The sequence below is a fragment of the Streptomyces sp. NPDC042364 genome (assembly GCF_056437585.1).
In genome coordinates this window covers 451638-474671 of record NZ_JBWKAJ010000003.1, presented here as the reverse complement: position 1 = coordinate 474671, position 23034 = coordinate 451638, and the positions used below count along the sequence as shown (strand labels likewise).

Sequence of the window (23034 nt, the reverse complement as noted above, 5' to 3'; positions counted from 1 at the left end):
GGTCCGTTGTCGCGAAGAAAGATCGCTGGCCGTCTTACCCCTTGCCCGTGCCACCCCGCAGCGATGACAAAACCATGCGCCCGTACCGTGTCATCAGGGCCGCCGCTGTCGCGGCAATCGACAGGCCGAGTGCCATCAACAGGTGCGCCACGGACTGGTCGTCGAGCACCTGCAGGATGCCGAGAGCAGTGCCCAGCGGCAGGCCGAGAACGGTGAGGAGGCCCAGGGCCCCGCTGATCTGCTGGCTTTCCTGAGTTTGGACGAGCCTGCTGTAGTCGCCCGCTTCGGCCAGGATCTCGCCAAACCGGGCGGGGAGCCTGTGCTGGTTCTGGAAGGCGAGCAGCAGATCGTTCGCCGGGCCGTGGGCCGTGAGGTGCTGTCGCCAGTAAGTGCTGCGAAAGACGGCGATGCTCTTCTCCAGTGTCGCGACTCGCCGTGCGAGCTGTGTGGAGTCGAAGACCCCGGAGAGTTCGTCAGTCAGTTCGTCGATGTGATCGCGTTGGAGGACACCGAGCAGAAGGGCGTCGAGATAGACGGTGCGGGAGTGGAGAGCGCCGAAATCGAAGAAGTCGCCTTGACCCGTGTCGGGTCGATGGCCGAGAAAGGCGGCACCCTGCCGAAGTACCAGAGCACTCCAGTCCGCCGAGATGCGTACCGCGTCTTTGAGTTGGTCGTCGGCGCTCTCCGGCGGCAGGGGGAAGTCCTCCGGCGTGGAACGTGACGCCAGCTGCCATAGCCACCGGTCGGCGTCGGCGGGCAGTTGCGCTCCAGGGCCTGGGCGCAGGGCGGGAGTGTGGTGTGCCGTCGGGGTCATGAAGGCGACCGTGTAGGGCCGCGAGAGGGCGAACGGTACGCCGGAGGCGCGGACGTCGGCGACGCCGGCGAGGAGCGTGGCCGGGTCGAAGGGGCCGGTGAGTGGTTCGTCGATGGCGGGCGAGCGGCGGCCGGCCAGAGCCCGCAGTATGGGCAGGAGAGGCCGCTCCACGCTGAAGTGCAGTACGCCGAGGGCGTGTTCTGGGTTGCGGGCAGTGGCGGCCCGGAGCACTTCCATGCCGAGAAGATGCAGCCCGTCGTGTTTGACGTCTGTTGGCTGATGCCAGCGGCAGGGGCGCCCAGGTGCCCCGTACAAGGCTCGGGCAGACGCAGGGGCGAAGTAGGTCGACCGAGTCTCGGCGTCGGTGCGACGGCCGCCCAGCTCGAATGGGAAGGGGCCCTCGGTCCAGTCGGGGACACGTGTGAGCTGCACCGGCAGGACGACGGTCAGCTCCTGGCGAGCCCCTGTGACCCTGCCGAGAACCGGAACACTGTCGGTCATCGGTAGTACTCGGCCGGGTCGGGCTGGGCGAGACGGATCACGAACTCGGCCCGGTCGGGACTCTCGGCACTGATGTGGAAGCGCACATGTTCCCCTGCCCGGATGGTCCGGAATCCCTCGGTCACGATCTGCCGGTAGTCGAAGCTGTAGTACCGCTCGTCCTCGTCGTCCCGAATGATGTAGGAGCTGAGTGCGCCGGTCGGCCCTCCGCCGCTCAGCCGGGTGTCGACGATGGTCCCGTATCGCGGCAGACCGCCGCTCATGCTGTTGTCTCCTCTGTCCCGCTGGTGTCGATGTCCCGCACGCATCGGAAGCCGACCGCGTTGCTCGCGCCGTTCTTTCGGTAGACCCCCTTGGTGCTGGCCTGCACAGCGCGCATCGGATTGTCGTAACTGCCACCGCAGATAACGGCTTCCTGAGGGTCGGCCAGGATCGTGGACGTCCACTCCCAGCAGTTGCCCACCATGTCGAGGACACCGAACGGGGAACGGTTGCCCGGGCGCTCATCGGCAGACGTCACCCCGGCGCGTCGAACCGCATCCCCCGCGAAGTCGCGGTACCACGCCTGGTACGTCACGACAGGCCTGCCGACCCATGAGTCGGCGCAGTTGACACGGGTGCTGTCCGGGGCGTCACCCCACGGGAACAGTCGACCGTCGGCGCCTCGCGCGGCCGCCTCCCATTCGAGCGCAGTCGGGAGCCGCTTGCCCTCGAAGGCGGCGAAGGCGTACGCGCTCCACCAGCTGACACAGATGGCTGGGTGGGCGCCGTAGCGCGGATCCTCGTAGTGGTCGGGCCGTCGCAGCCGGTTGTTCCAGGGGTGGTGCGTGATGCCGGCGGGCTGGTCCGGGTGGTCCCACTGAGAGGTACCGTCCGCTTCGAGGGCGTCGAGAAAACGGCGGTAGCGTGCGACGGTCACCACCTGGCGGTCGAACCGCACGGGCCGTGGGACACGGCGGATCAGCAGCCGTTCGGCCGGACCGACCAGATATGCCCCGCTGGGCAGTACGCAGTCGTCGGCCTGCGGACGGTCGCGCATTTCGGCGAGGAAGGCGCGCACCTGCTCGGTGAGGAAGGCCCCGCCGAGAATGTCCGCAGCCTCCTCCCGGTGTGCCGGGTCGGTGAGAAACCGGGCGGCCAGCAGTTCCTGGTACGCACTGTGAACGAAAGCGACATGATCGGGCCCGGCAGAGCGCAGCAAAGGCTCAAGGACGCAGGCGTCGAGGTCGGGACGCCCGTCTGTGAAGGCGTCGGCTCCCAACTGCCGGAACAGGTCGAGGAGGGAGAACACGGTCTGGTCGTTCAGGAAAGCACGCCCGAACGCGGCGGGCAGCAACCGTTCCAGGTCGGGACGCCCCCGCTCGGCCAACGTCCGCGTGATGTGCGTGCCGAGGATAACCGCGAGCCTTTGTCCCGACGGAAGGTCCAGTACAGCGGTGAGACGCTTTTCCAGCGGGGTGGCCTCGGGTTCGGCCAGTCGTACTACGTGGAAGTGCGGAACGCGCGACGGGTCGAGGCCGTTCGCGTACATCTGCTCGACGAGTTGCTCGGAACGGCCGGCGCCGCTGTCCAACAGCTGGCGTACCTGGGGTGAGTCCGCGAGAAAGGACACGCGTGAACTCATGACCACAGCTGATTCTGCCGACAGTACGGCGGCAAGATCGGTGAAGAGCCGCAAGAACCCCGCGGGACTCGACTCCTCCACGCCCTCATCCACGGAATCGAGCACGCACAGCGCCATCCCGGATCGGATCAGATAGAGAAAGAGGTCGAAGGCGCGGGAGCGGTCGGACGGCAGCATGGCCGGCGCCAGCAGACGGGCGGCATACTCCGAGAAAGGTTCGCCCTTGGGCTTAAGTCCGAGGTCGAAGTAGAAGCGAAAACGACGGATCTGCGGGTCGGCCGCGAGCGAGCGCAGGAGTGTGCTCTTCCCGCTTCCGGGACGCCCGGTGACCAGGACGTTGGCACTGCTGCGAGCCAGGTGCGACAGCAACTCGGCCGCGTCCCCGGACCGCACCACGTGCGCTTCACCGGTGCGCTGGTCGGTGGTCAGCGTCACTGCGGGCACGACGGCCCGCAGCTCGCCCGGCTCGGGGACGGAGGTGAGAGGAGTCAGGTGGATGTTCAGGTCGATGATGGTGTCGAGGAAGCCGTCGTAACGCACGATGCGGAAGTCCTCGCCCAGCAGCTGATGAAGGGGGTTGGAGGCCGCTCTGCTGCTGCGGCCGTCGTCATCGAGGACGACGAATCGGGTGAGTTTGGGCAGCTGCGTGCGCAACAGCTCGCCACCATTGGAGGCAAGGACCGTACTGAGGTCGTCGGCGTCCTGCGAGAGCATCAGCTCCACGTACTCAAGGCGCACGCCCGACTCACGGCAGAACAGCTGGTACACGGTGTCCCTGCTGAGGACGAATCGCTTGGCCTGCCGGTAGCCGAGTGTGAGATACAGCCCGGCGAGGAACTCACAGCGGCGCGCCACCTCGGGAGCCACGTCCGGTTCACCGCCGAGCAGCGCCACGCTTCCGGTGCCGGTGAACCAGACCAGCACGTCGACGAGCCTGCGTACTGCCAGCAGCCCGTCCTCGTCGCTGATGTCGTATCCGTCGTGCGTGGAACGGTTACGGAGCCGTCGGATGTCCTCCAAGGCGTCCAGTACCGTGCTGCTACGGATGTGAGGGCGACAGCGCTTGACCAGGTCGTTCAATGCCTTCGTCGAAGGATCGCCCTCGATGTCGTGATGGCGCCACAGCTCCTTGAGCAGCTTCTCGGCCAGCTTGCCGACCAGAGCGACGGCGTTCTCCGGATAGCCGTCGTTCAGGGACCGTAACGGCCTCGCCAGATCGAGCCCCAGCCGATCAGCGATCCGCGAGTGGTCGTCGAGTTCGCTCCTCAGGCGCCGCAGTCGTTCATCGACCACAGTGCTCACGCGTCATTCCCTTGCTGTCCGGGGCGTCGCCCGAGGACGAACGCGAACCGGTCGGGAAACACGAGGACGGGCTCCGGGTGGGCCTCCTGCATCTCCTCGATGCCCTTCTCGATCTCGCCATTGCTGAAGGTGGACAGCAGCGACATGTAGCGGCCGCGCACCATGCTGAAGTACTTGTCCCGATCGATACGCAGTTCGTGCTCGACATGTGTGAGGTCGACGTCCAGCCCGGCCGCACGCAGATGCCTTTCGATGTCCGCCGGGTCCGGCTGCAACTCCTCGAACCGGTCGAGGGCCGCTCTGAACAGCGGATACTGGATCGTGGCCGGGAGCATCACCACCAGGAGCCGTCCTCCGGGCGCCAGCCGGTCGGCTAGACCCTGGAGGGTCCTAGCCTGGTCGGCGACATGATGCACCGATTCCTTGAGCCACATAGCGTCGAGTTCTTCGTACGGAAGACGGGCACGACCTTCGGCGATGTCCTCGGCGGACGCGGCGATCGGCATCAGGGCTGACGGCGGCGGCTCACCGAGCTGACGAAGCATTGCCTCCGAGGGGTCAACACAGAGGATCGGTTGCCGTGGCTGGAGTTGCCCGGCGACTTCCTTCGCGAACAAGCCCGTACCGGATCCGATGTCGGCGATGCGGTCAGTGGAGCTGAGCCGTAGTGCCGCGGAGATCTGCTCGGACATCCAGGGAATGTAGTCCGGACCGTAGACCCAGTGCTCGTCATACTCGGCTGCCAGATCCTCGTAATGGCCCTGTACGCCGCGCCCCTGCTCCACGGATCCCCTCACGTATCGCTTGTCACTGGTCTTGCTACCCGTTGTGCCGCATAGGACATGTGCAGGCTATCGCGCGTTTCTGCACTCCAACAGGCAGTTGCAAGCCAGCGGTTGAACCCACGCCGGGTGGTGGTCACGCTCAGATGATTGCGCGAACCCGAGGCATAGCGAGGTGGATGTTTGGGGAGGGGCCCCGACCGTGGTAACGCTAGTACTCAAGTGTGGTTTGTGATCAATCGGGTGGTTCGTTGGCGGCGGGGACCCACGTCGATGGAAGCAGCGTTGGGCCATTGCAGACCATGCTCAGGCCCCCGCGAAGGCTATGAAGTCAGACCAGGCGTCTGCGCCGAAGGACAGTCGGGGACCGGAGATATTCTTGCTGTCCCGTACGGCAACACCGTCCGGCACGAAGGCGGCCTCCACACACTCGGTTTCGTTCGCCCCGCTGTAGGACGACTTGAACCAGATGGGTGCGCCTTCGGCGCCGGAACCAGAAACCATTTCACAACTCCTCACGTGCACGCTTGATCAGTGATGATGAAGCATCGATGTCCAAAGCTTGTGCGCGCAGGTATTCGAACGCAAGTCTGTAGCGCTCAAGTTCTTCCTCCCTCTCCATGAAGAGTGAGCCAACATGGAGATCGACGTACACCACGTCAAGGGAGGGCTCGACACCACCGAGTATCACGAAGCTGCCGAGTGCGGCGGCGTGCGCCCCTTTGGCGAACGGCAGGACCTGGATCGTCACGTTGGAGGACTGTCCGGCCCTCAGTAGTTGGCCGAGCTGATCTCGCATCACCTGGCGTGAGCCGACGAGGCGACGGATCACAGACTCGTCGAGGATGGCCCAGAGGTGTGGTGAGGTGGGCCGTGTCAGGATCTCCTGCCGTTTCATGCGGATGTCGACCAGCCGATCGATTTCCTCTGGTGAGCGCCTCATCTCGTTGGCCTGTTGCAGCGCTGTCGTGTAACTCCGGGTCTGGAGTAGTCCAGGAACGTAGACGCATGAGAAGTGGTCCTCTCGTACGGCCTCGTCCTCAAGTGTCAGCAGGAGGTTCATGCTCTCTGGGATGGAGTCGGCGAAGGAACTCCACCAACCCTGCTGCTTGGCGTCTCTGGCGAGGGCGACGACCGTCTCACGTTCTGTGTCGGTTGCCTCGTATGCACGGCAGAGTGCGTCGACCACCAGCCATTTGACCGGCCCGGACTGAGTCTCGTAGCGACTGACTGTCGCCTTGGACACTCCGACGAGCCGTCCGGCCTCCTCAAGGGTCATCCCCTTCCGGGCGCGCAGTTTGCGCATGGTCGCGCCCAATTGACGGCGCCGGGTTGTGGTCCGGACAGACATGCGGCTCCTCGGAGTGTGTGCCGGGTCGTGGCCCGGCGAGCGCAAGCAGGCTAGGTGGCCCGGAAGTTGCAGTACTAGCGGATTCACTCGATAGATACTCATGAGAAGTTACACAGTGAGATTTCTCTGTGTCATGCTCCTCCATGTACCCGCTACGCAGTGCAGTCGTTCAGACACGGCTAGCGCAGGGCATGCGTAGCCCAGCAGTGAGGAGTGGTCTTGTCTGGCTACGGACTCGCCCAAACCCGGCTCCGTTGCGTGCTTCCCTTTGAAGCGCAGCCGACGGACGTGTGTCTGCTCCGCAAAACCGTCGCACTGCAACTCGAACAGTGGGGTATGAGCGGGATTGCAGAGGAAGCAGCACTGCTCGTGACGGAGCTGGCGACGAACGTAATCAAGCACGTGGGTGTAGGTTCCTCGGCAACCCTGATCCTTGAGTCGCGGAGCGAGCGGCTACGCCTTGAGGTCCACGACAAGAGCTGTGTGGTCCCGTCCCCCAGAATCGCCGACTGGGGTGAGGAGTGCGGTCGAGGACTGCACTTGCTCGCCAGCCTGGCAGCGGATTGGGGGACGTTTCTGACAGCTGCCGGCAAGGCCGTCTGGTGCGAGATTTCGCACACCCCTGCGCGCGGCAGCCATCGCGTCGGACGGGTCGTTGGCGTGCTGGAGGGCTACAGGGAGGCCTGTGGCGGAGCAATCCCTAGGATTGGTCCCAAGGTGATTGGCCTTGAAGAGTCAGCCATCGAACTGATCGTGGACCTGCTTCACTGGAGTGCACACCGCGGCAGTGACCCTGACGACATCCTTAGTCGGGCGCAGGTGCGCTACAAAGCAGAAGCGGAGGTGGCCTAGTGGGAGCCGCTCTCATCGGACTTCCGCATCTCCTCACGGAGGGCGCTGGGAGTGCGCCAGGATTCTCCGGGACGGCTCCTGTGGCACATGCGGTGACAGTTGGCGCACAGGCACGCAAGATCTTCGAGCTTCGTCTTCTGCGTGCCGGAAATGTAGAGGGGGGTGACGTGGTGCACTTCGATGTATCCCTCGCCAAGGGCGCCGTAGGTACGTGCAAAGTCGAAGCCGTAAACCTCACATCTAGGCGACTGTCCGCTATTCCGGAGCTGTTGGATCTTCCGCTTGCGAAGCTTCGGGTCCCGCTCGCGGGCGAGTGCCCTGCGGACGAGAAGCCGCCCTTCGATCGCTGTGAAGCCATCGTCGTCGACCTCGTCCGGTTGCTGAGGGAGAAGGTGCAGTTCGGCGTAGAGCCGTTGGGTCGCCCGCTTCTTGGTCAGCGTCGTGCTTCCATACCCAGCGTCAGCGGCGCTTCGCGTCACAGGCGGCGATGGCCCTTCAGGCCATCCTTCACACGGCCGCACCAACGCGGAGGGCAAGTGAGCGGGCGGCCGGTGAAGAGCGGGTGCCCAGCCGATTTCAGGGTGAGGTCGGCTGGGATATCTACGAGGTGGTGTCGTGCAGTCATGTTTCCACGCACGCCGGGTCGTTCAGCGACTTGCGGTGGGTGTGGTGGTTTCCGCCGACGTTACGGCTGGTGACCTACGCCCCGTGGCACGTCTCATACGCCTGGCCCGACCCGCACCAGCAGGCGCTGCCCCGCTGAGGCGGCCACTCCACCGCCAGCCCCCGGGCCGCCAGGGTCGTCGCGTACTGGGGGAGCAGGGTCGCGTCGTCCGGGGACGAGCCCTCTGACGCGGCGAAGGCCTCGTAGGACGGGACCGTGCCCGTCACGATGCCCAGGTTGGGGGTGCCGGAGGACGCCAGCTCCCGCAGCGAGGCCTCTATCGTCGCCAGGTGCGCCTCGTGGGAGGGGTACTCCGAGAGGAGGCCCGGGTACGCCGCCACCAGTTCCGACAGTTCCGGTGCCGGCCAGTGGAGCACCGCCACCGGGAACGGGCGGGACAGGGCCTCGCGGTAGGTGCCCAACTCCGCTCGCAGGCGGGAGATTTCCGCCTGGAGTTCCGCCGGGTTGTCCGAGCCGAGGGACCAGACGCGTTTGGGGTCGTGGAGTTCGTCCAGGGAGACCGAGGACGAGTGGAGGGTGTCCGCCAGGGCGTCCCAGTCGTCGTGGGGGGCGCCCAGCATGCGGCGCACCCGGTGGCGGCCGAAGAGGAGGGGGCGCGTGGCGTAGGGGGGCTCCGGGGTGTCCGTCAGGAGGAGGGTGACGGCCGCCGTGAACGTGTCCTGGGCCGCTTCCAGCTCGTCGTGGGCCTCCAGCGCCTCCGCCACGATCACCCAGGGCGCCGGGTCCCGGGGAGCGGCTGCCCGGATGCCGTCGATGATCGCCCTCGCCTCGGCCTCGTGGCCGTACTCCCAGAGGTTCGACGCCTTCAGGGCGCGGACGAGGTGGGGGTTCTCCAGGGGGGTGGTGGAGGAGAGCAGGCGGTCGTAGAGGGCGGTCGCCGCGGGGCGGTCGCCGGAGAGTTCGCGGTGGGCGGCGGCCTGGACGAGGAGGTGTTCCGCGTCCTCCGGGTAGAGGTCCGCGATTCGCTCCAGGCGGGCCGCTTCGGCGGGGTGGTCGACGTTCTCGGCAGGCGTGTCGGGGCGCATGGACGACACCGTACTGCCCAGGGGGGAGGCGCGGCTTGTGGTGCGCTGTGCTTCCGGCCGGGTTGTGGGTGGGGTGCGTCCGGCCGGGTTGTGGGTGGGGTGCGTCCGGCCGGGTCGTGGGTGGGGTGCGTGCCGGGGCGCGGCTTTCGCCGTTCGCGCTCCGGCACGCACCGCCCGGGGTCGCCCGGATCGGCGCCCCGGCTAGATCGTCACCCCGTCGATCTGCAGCGTCTGCACCGCGCCCGCCGCGAACGGGACCGCCACCGACTTGCCGTTGAGGCGGGTGTCGGAGTAGGCGCGGTAGCGGTCGGTGCCGCCCGAGGTGTGGGTGTTCCAGCGGGGGACGAGGCCGTTCGTGCCGCCCGTCACCGTAGTGAACCGGGACAGGTCGAACGTGAGGGTCTGTGCGGAGGTCGCGGTGTTGATCGCCACGATCACCAGGCGGCGGGCCGCCGCGTCGTACGCCGCGGCCGTGTAGCTGGAGCCCGCGTCCAGGATCGTCATCCCGGGGCGGATGTGGCGGCTGAACTGCGCCATCACGTAGTACTTCGTCTCGATCGCGCCCGGCTGGAGCGTGTTCGCGTCGTACTTGATCATGCCCCAGCCCGCCGTCGGGTCCATCACCTGCCAGTAGACCCAGGCCGTCGGGTGCAGCCAGCGGAAGTCGTAACAGAGATTGCGGGCGAGGGACCAGCCCGTGCCGTCGCTGTCGCCCGTCTCGGAGTTCCAGAGCTTCTTGCCGGAGGTCGTCACGACGTCGGTGTAGAGGAGGTCGCGGCGGCCGTTCGCGCCCTGGTAGCCGTGCACGTTCACCTGGCTGACCAGGGCCTTCGTCGAGGCGCCGAAGGAGTTCCAGGTCGAGCGGGCCGTGTCGTAGTTCGTCTCGTCGGACGCGGAGATACGCACCGACTGCAGGCCGCGCTTGTCCAACTCGCTGCGCATGTACGGGAGTACGGCGGCCTGGACCGCCGGGTCCATGTGGCAGCCCTCCTGGGTGCCGGTGGCCGTCCACCACGTCGAGGCCGGCTCGTTGAAGGGGTCGACCGTCGCGAAGTTCACGCCCCAGTTGTTCTTCGCGCGCAGGGCCACCGCCGCCAGGTGGGAGGCGTGCTGGCGGTAGTTCCAGGTCTGGAGGTTGTTGCCGCCGCCCGAGGCGCCCGACGGGTTGTGGTTGTTGCACATCCACCACATGGGCGAGTTCGCGAAGAGTTCGGTGGTCGCGCCGCGGGCGACCGCCTTGGTGAGCGCCGCCCGCTGGTTCGCGTCGGCCGTCCAGTCCCAGGCCGAGGAAGCCGGGTCCTCGTTGTTCCAGTCCTGCCAGAAGCCCTCGATCTGCTTGAACGCCGGGATGTTCGGCGAGACGGCCATCGCCTCGCCGTTCACCGTGTTCCAGCTGCACGCGCCCAGGTTGTAGCGGGCGATGTTCATACCGAGGCCCGGCAGCGCCGTGCCGTTGTACGTGGTCGTCTTCGTCGTGAACCACAGGTCGGCGAAGTCGTCCCGCGCACCGAACACGTTCGCCCACCAGGCGAGCGAGGTGCCCCAGCCCTCCCAGGTGCCGTACTTCGTCGCCGGGTTGATCGCGATGGTCGCGTCCGCGTGTGCGGTGCCCGTGCCGAGGGCGGTGCCCGCGACCGCGCCGCCGGCCGCGGCCAGCAGGGCTCTGCGGCCGAGCACCGGGGAGGCCTTGGTACGTGGCTCCGGGGCGTGGGCGTCTCTGGGGTTCTGCGGTGCGGGTGAGGAAGCGGTCATGTCGGCTCCGGATCGCGGATGCCGGGGCGGGGAGACCCCGGGGGAGGCGGAGGGGGAGGGGGAGATACGCAGGAGGGCCATCGGAAGAGTCAGGGGTGAACCATGGGGTTGTCGAGAGGTCTGACAGCGCTTTCCCCGATTTCTTTCAACGGTTGTGAGAAGGGCGGACAAAAGCCTGCCGTCCGTGATCGTCCGATTGCGGATACGGCCGGATCGGCAGCCGACCGGTTCCGTCCGGCTGCCGATCCGGCCGGGTGGATCCGAGCGCTCGGCCGGGCGGGGAACGGGGGGACGGCGGCGTCCTGCGGGCCGTGCCGCGCAGCGACGTGCTGCCGGCGTACGGGTACGACACGCACGGGCACTACCTCACGCTCGCGACCTGCCCGCCCGCGTACACCTCCACCTACCGCCTCGTGGTGTGGGGCAAGCTCCGGGCCGTCCAGCTCAGGTGATCCGGCCGCCTGCAAGCCCTGCCGAACCCCGGCTGACCGGCGGACAACGGCCTGGCCCCGAACAGGACGGGGACTGCTCTTGGGTTCACGCTTGCTGCTGGGCGCGAACAGTTTCACGGTCCGGGCTGGTCGCCATGGTCGCCGACGGTGCGGTGCGGGGCCAGGTCCAGGCGTACCGCAGGATGAGGGCGAGAACGATCACTTCCAGTGCGACGCCAAGGCCGTAGAAGTACGTCCAGGACTCGCCCACCGCGTTGAATGCCGCGAAAAGGACCTGTACCGAGGCCACGATGAGGTTCGTGATGCGGTTCGCCCGGGCGGGCAGCGTCATCGACAGCACGACCATGAGGATCGGGATCGCCATGAGCGCGAGGAAGACGGTCAACAACGTCTGGCTGATGTCGAACTCCCAGACGACGCCGACCAGGATGTCATCGATGACGCCGGGCTTGAAGAAGGCGAGGATGTCCACGTAGGCGTACAGGAACATGAGGCTTGTCCACGCTGCGGCGAGCTTGGCTCTCACCGGGATCCGCTGCTCTTCCAGTGTGGCGCCGGGTTGACGTGTTCTCATCATGGGCTCCGTTGTCGTGGTGAGGATCGGTAGGTCCACGGTCGCTGAGCCCGGCGGCGGGGACATCGGCGTCGAGGCCGGACCCGCCTCGGCCGTTGGCAGGAGCGGCGTCTCGTTCTTTGGGTCGGTCCCCGGCGCTTCGGCGGTCCCTAGACTGGGTGTGTGATCACCAACGCCCTGAGTTCGCTGTGGGCCGAGCCCCGCGCCACGGACGCTCCCGAACGGGTGTCGCGCGACTGGGCGCTGGTCGGGGTGTTGATGGTGACGGCGCTGCTCGAGGGAGTCCTCCGGGACGACGTCGCCTGGCGGCCGTTCGCGACGATCGTGGCGGTCGGACTTGCGCCGGTGCTGCTGTGGCGGCGTACCCACCCGTTGGCCTGTGTCGTGGTGGGCTTCGGCACCGGCATGGCGTTGGGACTGGCGAGCCTGCTGGGCGGGGTCCCGAGCGTGGGCCTGAACACGATGGTCTACATCCTGGTGCTCGTCTACGCGCTGGTCCGCTGGGGGTCAGGGCGCGAGATCGTGATCGGGCTGGCGGTGGTGGCGGTCGCTGCGGTATTCGCCGTAGTGACCGACTACACCGGGCCGGTCGACGTCATCGGCGGGTTCGCCATCCTGGCGGCGGCGGCGGCGGGCGGAGCGGCGTTCCGCTACCGCGCCGAGAGCTGGCGCCGGGCGCTGGACCAGATCCGCAGCCAGGAGCGGGCCGGCCTCGCGCGCGAGCTGCACGACATGGTCGCCCACCATGTCTCGGCGATCGCTGTGCAGGCGCAGGCGGGCCGGGCGATGGCCGGGCAGCGACCTGAAGCGGCGCTCGAGACGCTGGCGGTCATCGAAGGGGAAGCGTCGCGGACGCTCGCGGAGATGCGGGCGATGGTCCGGGTGCTGCGCGACGGAGCGCCGGCGGAGTACGCCCCCCAGCCCGGCGTTGCCGACCTGGTGTCCCTCGCCCGCCGCGACCCGGTCCCGGTCGTCGTCGTGGAGTTGCCGGACGACCTGGACGAACTTCCGCTCCAGGTCGACGCGGCGGTCTACCGGCTGGCGCAAGAGGCGCTGACCAACGCCCTGCGGCACGCCCGCAACGCCTCGCGTGTGGAGATCCAGGTCGTAGAGGGCGCGGGAAGGCTGCGACTACGCGTGACCGACGACGGGCAGATCGACCCGGCACGGTCGGTGAACCACGGCTTCGGGCTGCTGGGGATGACCGAGCGCGTGCAGCTGCTCGGCGGCACGCTGCGTGCCGGGCCGGCGCCCGAGGGCGGGTGGACGGTCGACGCCGAACTGCCGACGAAGGTACGCCGATGACGGTGCGCGTGCTGGTGGCCGATGACCAGGATCTGGTGCGGATCGGCCTGTCGATGATCCTTGACGCGCAGCCCGACATCGAGGTCGTCGGCCAGGCCGCCGACGGCCACGCGGCCGTCGAGCTGGCGCATCGGCTCCGCCCCGATGTGTGCCTGGTCGACATCCAGATGCCCGGGCTCGACGGCATCGAGGTGACCAAGCTCCTCGCAGGGCGGGGCGTCCCGGACCCGATCGCGGTAGTGGTGATCACGACATTCGACCTCGACGAGTACATCCAGGGCGCGCTCCGGGCCGGCGCCCGAGGTTTTCTGCTCAAGGACGCCGGACCGGAGCTGCTCGTCCAGGCCGTCCATGCCGCCGCCGTCGGCGATGCCCTGATCGCGCCGAACATCACCCGGCGGCTGCTGGCCACCCTCGCCGCCAGGGAACCGTCGAGCCGACGGACCCAACCGATCGAGCCGCTCACCGAACGCGAGGAGGAGGTACTGACGCTGGTCGCCCGCGGCCGCACGAACGCCGAGATCGCCGCCGAGCTGTTCATCGGCTTGACGACCGCCAAGACCCACGTCGCCAGCCTGCTGACCAAAATCGGCGCCCGAAACAGGGTCGAGATCGCGATGTGGGCGTACGACACCGGCCGGGTGGGGAACTGAACCGCACCTGACGAGCACGCACGACGACCGGTTCCCGGCCGGGTGGCCGCAGGGCGGCGGCCCGCGCTTGACAGTTGTCCTTGGTGGGGTCGCCGTAGCATCGGCCGTTCCGGCTTCGTCGAAGACCAACCAGGGCACGGCCCCGGCACCCTGGGCGCCCCGCCCCCCACGCGGCAGGCGGATCGCCTGGACGTCACGAGATGTCACGTCCAACCGGACGAACGCCCCGGACACGCACTGGCGTCCGGGGCGTCCTGTATAAACGGGAGGGAGACCGCGCCGAGCCGGAAGGGGGAGTGAGCCGTGTTCCACGCCTGGGCCCAACTGCGTCCCGTCGGCGTCCTGCTCCTCGTTCTCTTCGAGCTGTCCGTGCTGGACGCCGGCACCCTCTCCGCCGCCGTCGCCTTCGCGGCCACCGCCGCGGCCGGGTCGGCCCTCGCCGCCTGCGCGGTCATCGCCTCGCGCTGCGCACCCGTCGTCCCGCGTACGCGGGTGCGGACGGCGATCAGAGACCGTGAGCGCCGCACGGCGTTCCTCGCCCAACGCGATCCCGACGCCCGCGGCCGTACGCGCCCCCGTGCGCCCGGACACGCCCTCCTGACGGTCACCGCGTAGGGCACGCCACCGCCTCTCGAACCATCCCCGTGCCCCTCACGCGGGCCGTCGCGCCGAGTTCCCCGTCATCGGACACCCCGGTCACCGGGCTGTTCCGGACCACTCCTGGCACGACGAGACCCCTGGAGGGCTCCCACCCATGTCCGTTTTCGCCGACCTTGTCGCGCGTCTCGCCGATCTGCTCGACCCGCTGTTCCACACCTCCGCCACCGCTGTCGCGATCGTCCTGTTCACCGCGCTCGTACGGCTGCTCGTGCACCCCCTGTCCAGGGCGGCGGCACGCGGGCAGCGGGCTCGGGTCGCGTTGCAGCCGAGGATCGCGGAGCTGCGGAAGAAGCACGCGAAGAACCCGGAGAAACTTCAGAAGGCCGTGCTGGAACTGCACGCCGCCGAGAAGGTGTCACCGCTGTCCGGGTGCCTGCCCAGCCTCTTCCAGCTCCCCGCGTTCTTCCTGCTCTACCACCTGTTCTCCAACACGGACATCGGCGGCGAGGCCAACGAACTCCTCACCCACCGGCTCTTCGCCGCGCCCCTCGGCGACCGCTTCGCCGACGCGCTGGGCGCGGGCGGTCCGCTCGGAGCACAGGGCCTCGTCTACGTGGGGCTGTTCGTGATCGTCACCGGGGTCGCGGCCTTCAACTTCCGCCGCACGAAGCGGATGATGGCGGCGGGGACGGCCGGGATGCCGGCCGCCGGGGACGACCAGGTGCCCGGACTGGCGACGAGCATGGGCGCCGTCAGCAAGATCATGCCGTTCATGTCGTTCTTCACCCTCCTCACCGTCGCGGTGGTCCCGCTGGCGGCCGCGCTGTACGTGGTGACCAGTACGACATGGAGCGCGATCGAACGGGCGGCGCTGTACCCGGTGGACCCCGCCGCGGCCCCGGCCCCCGCCGCCAAGTAGCCGCCGGTTCCCCGTCGTGGAGTGGACGCCCGCCTGATGTCGCCGGGTGTCCCCCGGCCCCTACCGTCGAGTAGCGGTCCAGTCCGTGAACCGGGTATTGCGGAGCGGATGGTGACCTTGGACGATCGACCAGTCCTCCGATGGCTGCACCCATCGGTCGGGCGGCCGGCGATCGAGGGAGATAGTGACCATGAAGCTGCTGCGAGTCGGTACGGCGGGCGCGGAGCGGCCCGCGCTGCTCGACGCCGAGGGCGTCCTGCGGGACCTCTCGGGGATCGTGCCGGACATCGACGGCGAGCTGCTCGCGGACGAGGCGGTACTCGGCCGTATCCGGGAGGCGGCCGAGACGGGAGAGCTTCCCGAGCTGGACGCGACGGGACTGCGCGTCGGGCCGCCGCTGGCCCGGATCGGCAAGATCGTCTGCATCGGGCTCAACTACCACGACCACGCCCGGGAGACGGGGGCCGAGCCGCCCGCCGAGCCGGTGATCTTCTTCAAGGCGGCGGACACCGTCGTCGGGCCGCACGACACGGTGCTGGTGCCCCGCGGGTCGGCCAAGACGGACTGGGAGGTCGAACTCGCGGTCGTCATCGGCCGTACGGCGCGGTATGTCGAGTCCCGCGAGGACGCGCTCACGCATGTCGCCGGGTACGCAGTCTCGCACGACGTGTCCGAGCGGGAGTTCCAGCTGGAACGCGGCGGGACCTGGGACAAGGGCAAGAACTGCGAGACGTTCAACCCCCTGGGGCCGTGGCTGGTCACGGCGGACGAGGTGCCCGATCCGCAGAAGCTGGGGCTCCGGCTGTGGGTCAACGGCGAGCTGAAGCAGGACGGGACGACCGCCGAGCAGATCTTCCCGGTGAGTGAGGTCGTGCGGTACGTCAGCCAGTTCATGACGCTCCACCCCGGCGACGTCATCAACACGGGCACGCCGGCGGGCGTGGCCCTGGGGGAGCCCGAGCCCAAGCCGTTCCTGAAGGCCGGGGACGTGGTGGAGCTGGAGATCGAGGGGCTCGGGCGGCAGCGGCAGGAGTTCTCGCAAGCCTGAGGGGAGCCTGAGAAAGCCTGAGGGAGGGGGCCCACGCGGCGGGGTGCCGCGGTACGGCGGCCACCGGTTCCTTGCGGCTGGTCGCGCGGTTTCCCGCGCCCCCGGGGAGGGGCCGGCGGTTACCTGCCTCCCTTGAAGCGCTCCAGCGCCTCCACCACCATTTGGTGGTCCTCCAGTTGGGGAAGTCCCGAGACCGTCACCGTGCCGATGACGCCGGTGCCCTCGACCGCCAGGGGGAAGGAGCCCCCGTGGGCGGCGTAGCGGTCCGGGTCGAGGCGGGACGAGGCCTCGAAGGTGGTGCCCTTGGCGCGGAAGCGGGCGCCGACGAGGTACGAGGAGGCGCCGTAGCGTTCCACCACACGCCGTTTGCGGTCGATCCAGGCGTCGTTGTCCGGGGTCGAACCGGGGAGCGCGGCGTGGAACAGCTGCTGGGCGCCGCGGCGGATGTCGACGGCGACGGGGGCCTCGCGCTCGCGGGCCATCCCGACCAGCAGGGAGCCCAGCGCCCACGCGTCCTCGAAGGTGAAGCGGGGGAGGACCAGACGGCGTTCCTGCGCCTCCAGTTCCTCGATGCCCGGAGTCTCGATGCCCGGGGTCCCGGTGCTGGGGGCCCCGCTGGGGGCCCCGGTGCTCGGGGAGTTCGTCATGCGAGCCTCACCGCCACTCCCTCGGCCGCCGACTTCCGTGCCGCTTCCAGGACGTCCAGCGCGGCGGCCGCCTCGTACGCCGTGACCGGGTTCTCGCCGGTGCCGCGCAGGGCGGCGGCCACGGCCGCGTAGTACGCGGGGTAGTCGCCGGGGACGGTCGGGACGGGGCTGCCGCCGCCGGTGGCGGGGGACTCGCCGGCGCCGATACGGCCCCACAGCTCCTCGGGCTCCACCCCCCAGGGGGCGCCCGGTGCGGGGCGCGCGCCGTCGCGGAGGTCGGCCTCCTGCGGGTCGAGTCCGTACTTCACATAGCCGGCCTCCGAGCCCAGCACCCGGAAGCGGGGGCCGAGTTGGGGGGCGACGGCGGAGGCGTGGAAGTGGGAGCGGACGCCGCTCGCGTGGGTGACGGCGATGAACGTGTCGTCGTCCGCCTCGGCGCCGGGGCGGCGCAGGTCGGACTCGGCGTAGACGAGGGTGGCCGGACCGAAGAGAGTGAGGGCCTGGTCGACCAGGTGGCTGCCCAGGTCGTAGAGGAGACCTCCGATCTCTGCCGGGTCGCCGGACTCGCGCCAGCCGCCCTTGAGCTGGGGGCGCCAGCGTTCGAAGCGGGACTCGAATCGGCTGACCTCGCCCAGCCGGCCGTCGCCGAGCAGCTTGCGGAGGGTCAGGAAGTCGTTGTCCCAGCGGCGGTTCTGGAAGACGGACAGCAGCAGGCCGCGGGAGTCGGCGAGGGCGGCCAGCTCGCGGGCCTCGGCCGCCGTGCCGGCGAGCGGCTTGTCCACGACGACCGCGAGGCCCGCCTCCAGCGCGGCGGTCGCGAGCGGGACATGCGTCCTGTTGGGGGAGGCGACGACGACCAGGTCCAACTCGTCCGCCCGGGCCCACAGTTCGTCCGCGGAGGCGGCGAGCCGTACGTCCGGGAACTCGGCGCGGGCCTGTGCCTGCCGCTCCGGGTTCGAGGTGACGACCGTGTCGAGGGCCAGGCCCCGTGTCGCGGCGATCAGCGGGGCGTGGAAGACGGACCCGGCCAGGCCGTAGCCGACCAGGGCCACGCGCAGGGGGGCGGCGGGTGCCGCACCGGGCGTGTGCGGGGCCGAGGGGGCCGTACCGGTGGAGTCCTTGCCGTTCGCGGTGCCTGTCATACGTCCACTTAAGCAACGCTGTTGCCAAAGTGCAAGCACGGGGGACAATGGGGGTGTGAACGGCAATGGGAACGGCACGGGCAACCGGAACGGCCGCGCCGCGGGAGCGTCGGGCGTCAACCTCCTGGCGCTGCGCAGCCACAACGGGGCGCTGGTGCTGGACCTGCTGCGGACCGCGGGGGCGGCCGGGATAAGCCGGCTCGAACTGGCCGACCGCACGGGCCTCACCCCGCAGGCGGTCAGCAAGATCATCGCCCGGCTCCGTGCCGACGGACTCGTGACGGAGGCGGGCTACCGCGCCTCCACCGGGGGCAAGCCGCGCACCGTCCTGCGGCTGGTCCCCGAGGCCGGTCACGCGGTCGGCCTCCACCTGGACCGCGACGCGCTCACCGCCGTGGTCTGCGACCTCACCGGCACGGTGGTCGGCGAGCGGTGCGCCCCGCTGCACCTGGGGGCCGGCGCGGACGCCGTCGTCGAGAGCGCGGCGCGGGAGGTGGAGGCACTGCTCGCCGAGGAGGACGCCCCCCTCCTCGGCGTCGGTGTCGCCCTGCCCGGCCCCCTCGACCACCTGCACGGCGTGCTCCACCGCGTCACCGGATTCCCGGAGTGGGAGGGGTTCCCCCTGCGGGCGGCCCTGGCCCGGCGGCTGCGGACCCCCGTGGTCGTCGACAAGGACACCAACGCGGCGGCGCTGCGGCTCGCCGTGGCCCTCGGGACGCATGGCTCCTTCGCGTACATCCACCTCGGCACCGGGCTGGGCGCCGGGCTTGTGTTCGGCGGGTCCGTGCACCGGGGGGCGCGGACCCGGGCCGGGGAGTTCGGGCACCAGATCGTCCAGCTGGACGGGCCCCCGTGCAGCTGCGGGAACCGCGGGTGCATCGAGGCGCTGTGCCTCGCGGCCGTCGCCCGGGGGGACGTGGACGAGGCCGCGCGGGTGCTGGGGACGGGGGCCGCGAACCTCGTCGGGCTGCTGGACATCGAGCTGGTGCTGCTCGGGGGGCGCACGGTCGAGGAGCGGCCGGATGTCTTCGTACGGGGGGTGGGGGCCGTGCTGGACGAGTGGGCCCGGCTGCAGGGCGAGGAGCCGTATGTGCCGGTACGGATCGCCTCCGGCGGGGCGCTGGTGGTTGCCGAGGGTGCGGCTCAGTTGCTGTTGGCGCCGTTGTTCGGGCGGGCCGACGGGTAGGTCCGCCGGGGCGCCCCCGGCGAGGGGCCCGGAAGGTGCCTGATCGCCGTACGGGACGGGAAGGCGACGGTCGGCGGCCCCGGGTTCGGCCCGGTCGCTCGCGCCCACGCGGCGGAGCCGCACCCGTCGCAGGCCCGCGCCGTCGGAAGGACGGCCGGGCCGTGCCGCGCAGGTGCCCCTCCTCCGCTGATCGAGCGGACTTCCCCGGTCTCCTCGGCGGCCCCGGGCGTGGCTCCTCGTCTGTTCCGAAGGCGCTGGCATGGTCATGTGTTCATGCGACTGTGTACTTGTCTGGCCCTGGTGTTCGCCGTCGGAGTCGGCCTCGGCGGCGGTCCGGGAGCGGCGGTCGCGGCGGTGGGCGAGGCCGCCGGGTGCGCGGGGGCCGACGGCGGGGAGTTCCCGATCCGGACCCGTATCGAGGAGGGACCGGCCACGTATGTCGCCGGCGGCGGCTTCGGGAACTGGGCGCTGGAGCTCACCAACACCACGGACCGGACCTGCGCGGACATCCACCCGGTGGTCGTGCTGGTCGACGACGGGCGGGCGCTGGAGCGGTCGCAGGCGCAGCTGGAGTACTTCGAGGACGCCGAGGGGACCACCTCCCGGCCGGTCACCTTCGAGGAGACCGACGCGGACGAACTGGTCGCGGTGCTCGACGAGGACGGCGACGGCTTCACCGTGCCCGCCGGCCGCACCGTCACCGTCAAGGTCCGTCTCTCCGTGACCTCCGACGCGGCCGTGCCGAACGACGTCGTCGCCAACGCGGCCGTCGTCCAGCGGCGCGGCGACGACAGCGAGTGGGTGGGGGAGTCGAACGACTACCGCTTCCGGATCACCGACGAGTACGGGGGCGAGGACGAGGACGCGCGGGAGGACGAGGGCGCCGAACAGGACGGCCGCAAGGGCAAGGGCAAGGGCGACGAGCAGGCCGGTGGCAAGGACAAGAAGGGCAAGGGCGGCGGCCGGGACGAAGGAGGGCCCCCGGGGCCGCGCGAGAGCGGGCGGGCCGACGGCGGCGGGGCGGGCGCGGAGCCCGAGGGGGCGCGGGACGCCGGGCCGTACCCCGGGGAGCTGGCCGACAGCGGCGCCGGGCACGTCCTGCTGCCGTACGCCGTCGGGATGTCGGCCCTCACCGTGGGAGGGGTACTGGCGGCAGGGATGCGCAGGCGCCGGCGGTGAGTGGGCGGGGCGGTCTCAGCGGCCAAGATCGCCCTCCTCTTTCCGGCCATGCAGCCCTAGGGTTGGGAGCGCATCCGCACGTACGGCAGGAGATCGCACATGGCAGAGCGCAAGCCCATCGAGTCGTGGCTCACCGACATGGACGGGGTGCTCATCCATGAGGGTGTGCCGATCCCCGGCGCCGACGCCTTCATCAAGAAGCTGCGGGAGTCCGGCCGGCCGTTCCTGGTGCTCACCAACAACTCGATCTACACCCCGCGCGATCTGCACGCCCGGCTCTCCCGCATGGGCCTGGACGTCCCCGTCGACCACATCTGGACCTCGGCCCTCGCCACCGCCCAGTTCCTGGACGACCAGCGGCCCGGCGGCACGGCGTACGTCATCGGGGAGGCCGGTCTGACCACCGCCCTGCACGACATCGGGTACGTCCTCACCGACCACGACCCCGACTACGTGGTCCTCGGCGAGACCCGCACCTACTCCTTCGAGGCCATGACCAAGGCGGTGCGGCTGATCAACGCCGGCGCCCGCTTCATCGCCACCAACCCGGACGAGACCGGCCCCTCCACCGAGGGCCCGCTGCCCGCGACCGGTGCCGTGGCCGCGCTGATCACCAAGGCGACCGGGCAGAAGCCGTACTTCGCGGGCAAGCCGAACCCGCTGATGATGCGCACCGGTCTCAACGCGATCGGCGCCCACTCCGAGACCAGCGCCATGATCGGCGACCGCATGGACACCGATGTCCTCGCCGGCATGGAGGCCGGGATGCAGACCTTCCTGGTGCTCACCGGCCTGACCACACCGGACCAGGTCGAGAAGTTCCCCTACCGGCCGTCGAAGATCGTGGACTCCATCGCGGACCTGGTCGACCGCATCTGAGCCGCGCCCCCTTCCCCCATGCGAGGGGTGGCCCGGACCGTAAACCCCAGGCCACCCGTACGGAGCAGCCACGGCCCCTCCCCGGATGCGGCCCGGCTCCCGGCGGGGGAGTCTCAGGAGTCTGGAGGTTCACCATGGGCTCACTGCGACTCACTCTGTGTGCCGGGGCGGTGGTCGCCGCCGCGCTGGCCGCGTCGGCTCCCACGGTCCACGCGGCCGACTCCGGGGACGTCTCGGTGGTGCCGGCCCGGCCGGCACCCGGCACCGACATCCAGGTGCGGGCCGAGGGCTGCGCGGGCAAGTCCGGCACCGCCGCCTCGAAGGCGTTCGTCGCGGACGCGCAGCTGACCGAACTCGGCGGCAAGGGGGGCACCCTGACCGGCGAGACCCGTGTCCGGTCCACGCTGAAACCCGGGAAGTACACGGTGCGGGTCTCCTGCGACGGCAAGGAGGACAAGGTCAAGGGCACGATCAAGGTCGGCGACGGCAAGCCGTCCCCCGTCAGGCCCTCCACCTCGTCCCGGCCCACCGAGCGGCCGCCCTCGGCGCCGGCCTCCCCGGTCGCCCCCGTACGCGCGGGCGGCGGCGGAGCGGCACTGCTGGCGGCGGACCCGGCGGCATCCGCGGACGCCGCCGCCTCGGCCGACGGCCTCAACTCCATGGACGCCCGGAACACCGGCCCCGGCGCCCGGCACGCGGTGGTCGGCCTGGTCCTCGCCGGTGTCGCGGCAGCGGTCGCGGTGGTACGCGGCGCCCGCAGGCGCCGGGGCACGGAGTAAGGGGACACCGTGTCCGGTCAGGACTACTCCGACATCGGCGAGCGCCGCGGTGGTTCGAGCGCCGGCCGGTTCACCACCGGTGTCGCCTGGGCCGTGCTGCTGCTCGGCCTGTGGCTCTGGGGCCGCGAGGTCACCGACGTTCGGCACGGCATATCGGCGCCGACCACGGGTGACGTGGCCGCCGTCGGCAGGCCGGCGCAGGCGGAACTGCCGCCCGCTGTGGAACCGTCGCGGGGCGCACGCCCGCAGCGCCTCGACATCCCCGCCATGGGGGTGCAGGCGCCGGTCGTGGCGCGCGGTCTCGACGTCGACGGGGCGATCGACCCGCCCTCCTACGACCAGCCCGGCGTGGTCGGCTGGTACGCCGCCGGAACCCGGCCCGGCGCCGCCGGGACCGCGCTGTTCGTCGGACACGTCGACACCGAGACCCGCCCCGCCGTCTTCTACAAGCTCAGCGCCCTCAAACTCGGCGAGCTGATCAGGGTGGCCCGGGACGACGGCACCGTCGCCGAGTTCACCGTGGACGACGTGCAGGTCATCGGCCGCGACGCCTTCGACGCCGGACAGGCCTACGGCGTACGGCAGTCGGGCCGCGCCGAACTCCGCCTGATCACCTGCGGCGGGACCTTCGACAAGAAGAGCCGCACCTACACGGCGAACGTCGTCGTCTCCGCGTACCTCAGCGGCACCCGCCCCTGAGCCGTCGCGCGGCGTGACCCGGTACGGCGTGCCCGGGCCGGTCGACGATCCGCTCCCCCGGGAGCCGTCGGCCGGGCCGGTCCTCGACCGCGCCCGTCCGGGCCGCGGGAGTAACCCGGCACCGCAACGGGAGGGAGAAGCGACTGTGGAACGGACGGACCGGATGGGCCAGAGGTGATGTGACATGAGGGCGGTAACTGACGTTCGATCATACGGACGACGTGCGGCCCCCGTTGGCGCACGGTTTCCGTCCGACGCGATCAGGAGACGACAGCTCCCGGTCA

The 23034-nt window shown here is 69.9% G+C and carries 24 protein-coding genes; 12 read left to right on the top strand and 12 right to left on the bottom strand.

The window, feature by feature from the left end; all coding sequences use genetic code 11:
* Positions 1–34 precede the first annotated feature (34 nt).
* The 6 genes from AC067N_RS08615 to AC067N_RS08590 form a co-directional block, all read right to left on the bottom strand.
* Positions 35–1051 (bottom strand): hypothetical protein, encoded by a 1017-nt coding sequence (locus AC067N_RS08615; RefSeq protein WP_478678144.1) that lies wholly within the window; start codon positions 1049–1051, stop codon positions 35–37.
* Positions 1052–1311: 260 nt separating this feature from the next.
* The gene (locus AC067N_RS08610) at positions 1312–1578 is read right to left on the bottom strand and encodes a hypothetical protein (protein ID WP_478678143.1); all 267 of its coding nucleotides are present in this window, start codon (positions 1576–1578) and stop codon (positions 1312–1314) included.
* Positions 1575–4241 carry an SUMF1/EgtB/PvdO family nonheme iron enzyme gene (locus AC067N_RS08605; RefSeq protein ID WP_478678142.1) on the bottom strand — a complete coding sequence of 889 codons (2667 nt, stop codon included), beginning with the start codon at positions 4239–4241 and terminating at the stop codon, positions 1575–1577. Before AC067N_RS08605 ends, AC067N_RS08610 begins: the two co-directional genes overlap by 4 nt.
* Entirely contained in the window at positions 4238–5026 is a 789-nt protein-coding gene (locus AC067N_RS08600) for a class I SAM-dependent methyltransferase (RefSeq protein WP_478678141.1), read from the bottom strand. The genes AC067N_RS08605 and AC067N_RS08600 overlap by 4 nt, the downstream gene beginning before the upstream one ends.
* 303 nt (positions 5027–5329) lie before the next feature.
* On the bottom strand, positions 5330–5527 hold the full coding sequence (locus tag AC067N_RS08595) for a DUF397 domain-containing protein (protein WP_478678140.1): 198 nt from the start codon (positions 5525–5527) through the stop codon (positions 5330–5332).
* Between the two features lies 1 nt (position 5528).
* The gene (locus AC067N_RS08590; protein ID WP_478678139.1) at positions 5529–6374 is read right to left on the bottom strand and encodes a helix-turn-helix domain-containing protein; all 846 of its coding nucleotides are present in this window, start codon (positions 6372–6374) and stop codon (positions 5529–5531) included.
* Positions 6375–6587: 213 nt separating this feature from the next.
* Here AC067N_RS08590 and AC067N_RS08585 point away from each other — a divergent pair, with 213 nt between their 5' ends.
* Positions 6588–7226, top strand: a complete 639-nt coding sequence (locus AC067N_RS08585) for an ATP-binding protein (protein ID WP_478678138.1) — start codon at positions 6588–6590, stop codon at positions 7224–7226.
* Here AC067N_RS08585 and AC067N_RS08580 read toward each other — a convergent pair.
* The 3 genes from AC067N_RS08580 to AC067N_RS08570 form a co-directional block, all read right to left on the bottom strand.
* The gene (locus AC067N_RS08580; protein ID WP_478678304.1) at positions 7223–7402 is read right to left on the bottom strand and encodes an HNH endonuclease; all 180 of its coding nucleotides are present in this window, start codon (positions 7400–7402) and stop codon (positions 7223–7225) included. The two genes, AC067N_RS08585 and AC067N_RS08580, sit on opposite strands and share 4 nt — an antisense overlap.
* Before the next feature lie 523 nt (positions 7403–7925).
* Positions 7926–8936 carry an SEC-C metal-binding domain-containing protein gene (locus AC067N_RS08575; RefSeq protein ID WP_478678137.1) on the bottom strand — a complete coding sequence of 337 codons (1011 nt, stop codon included), beginning with the start codon at positions 8934–8936 and terminating at the stop codon, positions 7926–7928.
* Positions 8937–9137: 201 nt separating this feature from the next.
* Entirely contained in the window at positions 9138–10613 is a 1476-nt protein-coding gene (locus AC067N_RS08570; RefSeq protein ID WP_478678303.1) for a glycoside hydrolase, read from the bottom strand.
* A gap of 386 nt (positions 10614–10999) precedes the next feature.
* On the opposite strand from AC067N_RS08570, the gene AC067N_RS08565 reads away from it, so the two are divergent.
* Positions 11000–11140, top strand: coding sequence for a hypothetical protein (locus tag AC067N_RS08565; RefSeq protein ID WP_478678136.1), 141 nt, complete (start codon positions 11000–11002; stop codon positions 11138–11140).
* An 85-nt stretch (positions 11141–11225) separates the two neighbouring features.
* Here the strand turns inward: AC067N_RS08565 and AC067N_RS08560 are convergent, their stop codons facing one another.
* Positions 11226–11717, bottom strand: coding sequence for a DUF6326 family protein (locus AC067N_RS08560; RefSeq protein ID WP_478678135.1), 492 nt, complete (start codon positions 11715–11717; stop codon positions 11226–11228).
* Positions 11718–11876: 159 nt separating this feature from the next.
* On the opposite strand from AC067N_RS08560, the gene AC067N_RS08555 reads away from it, so the two are divergent.
* The 5 genes from AC067N_RS08555 (at position 11877) to AC067N_RS08535 (ending at position 16239) form a co-directional block, all read left to right on the top strand.
* Entirely contained in the window at positions 11877–13019 is a 1143-nt protein-coding gene (locus AC067N_RS08555; RefSeq protein WP_478678134.1) for a sensor histidine kinase, read from the top strand.
* Positions 13016–13672 carry a response regulator gene (locus tag AC067N_RS08550; RefSeq protein WP_478678133.1) on the top strand — a complete coding sequence of 219 codons (657 nt, stop codon included), beginning with the start codon at positions 13016–13018 and terminating at the stop codon, positions 13670–13672. The genes AC067N_RS08555 and AC067N_RS08550 overlap by 4 nt, the downstream gene beginning before the upstream one ends.
* Positions 13673–13975: 303 nt before the next feature.
* Positions 13976–14287: a DUF6412 domain-containing protein gene (locus AC067N_RS08545; protein ID WP_478678132.1), complete on the top strand. Its 312-nt coding sequence runs from the start codon at positions 13976–13978 to the stop codon at positions 14285–14287.
* Positions 14288–14426: 139 nt separating this feature from the next.
* Positions 14427–15191, top strand: a complete 765-nt coding sequence (locus AC067N_RS08540; RefSeq protein ID WP_478678131.1) for a YidC/Oxa1 family membrane protein insertase — start codon at positions 14427–14429, stop codon at positions 15189–15191.
* Positions 15192–15381: 190 nt separating this feature from the next.
* Positions 15382–16239 carry a fumarylacetoacetate hydrolase family protein gene (locus AC067N_RS08535; protein WP_478678130.1) on the top strand — a complete coding sequence of 286 codons (858 nt, stop codon included), beginning with the start codon at positions 15382–15384 and terminating at the stop codon, positions 16237–16239.
* A gap of 119 nt (positions 16240–16358) precedes the next feature.
* On the opposite strand, the gene AC067N_RS08530 is transcribed toward AC067N_RS08535, so the two are convergent.
* Together AC067N_RS08530 and AC067N_RS08525 are read right to left on the bottom strand one after the other, a co-directional pair.
* Entirely contained in the window at positions 16359–16886 is a 528-nt protein-coding gene (locus AC067N_RS08530; protein WP_478678129.1) for a heme-degrading domain-containing protein, read from the bottom strand.
* Positions 16883–18028 (bottom strand): Gfo/Idh/MocA family oxidoreductase, encoded by a 1146-nt coding sequence (locus AC067N_RS08525; protein ID WP_478678128.1) that lies wholly within the window; start codon positions 18026–18028, stop codon positions 16883–16885. Before AC067N_RS08525 ends, AC067N_RS08530 begins: the two co-directional genes overlap by 4 nt.
* Before the next feature lie 55 nt (positions 18029–18083).
* Between AC067N_RS08525 and AC067N_RS08520 the strand changes: the two genes are divergently transcribed.
* The 5 genes from AC067N_RS08520 (at position 18084) to AC067N_RS08500 (ending at position 22750) form a co-directional block, all read left to right on the top strand.
* Positions 18084–19214, top strand: a complete 1131-nt coding sequence (locus AC067N_RS08520) for an ROK family transcriptional regulator (protein WP_478678127.1) — start codon at positions 18084–18086, stop codon at positions 19212–19214.
* Positions 19215–19487: 273 nt separating this feature from the next.
* Positions 19488–20393 (top strand): cell wall protein, encoded by a 906-nt coding sequence (locus AC067N_RS08515; RefSeq protein WP_478678126.1) that lies wholly within the window; start codon positions 19488–19490, stop codon positions 20391–20393.
* 99 nt (positions 20394–20492) lie between these two features.
* Positions 20493–21272 carry an HAD-IIA family hydrolase gene (locus AC067N_RS08510; protein ID WP_468098402.1) on the top strand — a complete coding sequence of 260 codons (780 nt, stop codon included), beginning with the start codon at positions 20493–20495 and terminating at the stop codon, positions 21270–21272.
* Between the two features lie 134 nt (positions 21273–21406).
* The gene (locus tag AC067N_RS08505) at positions 21407–22051 is read left to right on the top strand and encodes a hypothetical protein (protein ID WP_478678125.1); all 645 of its coding nucleotides are present in this window, start codon (positions 21407–21409) and stop codon (positions 22049–22051) included.
* Between the two features lie 9 nt (positions 22052–22060).
* Positions 22061–22750 (top strand): class F sortase, encoded by a 690-nt coding sequence (locus AC067N_RS08500; RefSeq protein ID WP_478678124.1) that lies wholly within the window; start codon positions 22061–22063, stop codon positions 22748–22750.
* Positions 22751–23034: the final 284 nt, after the last annotated feature.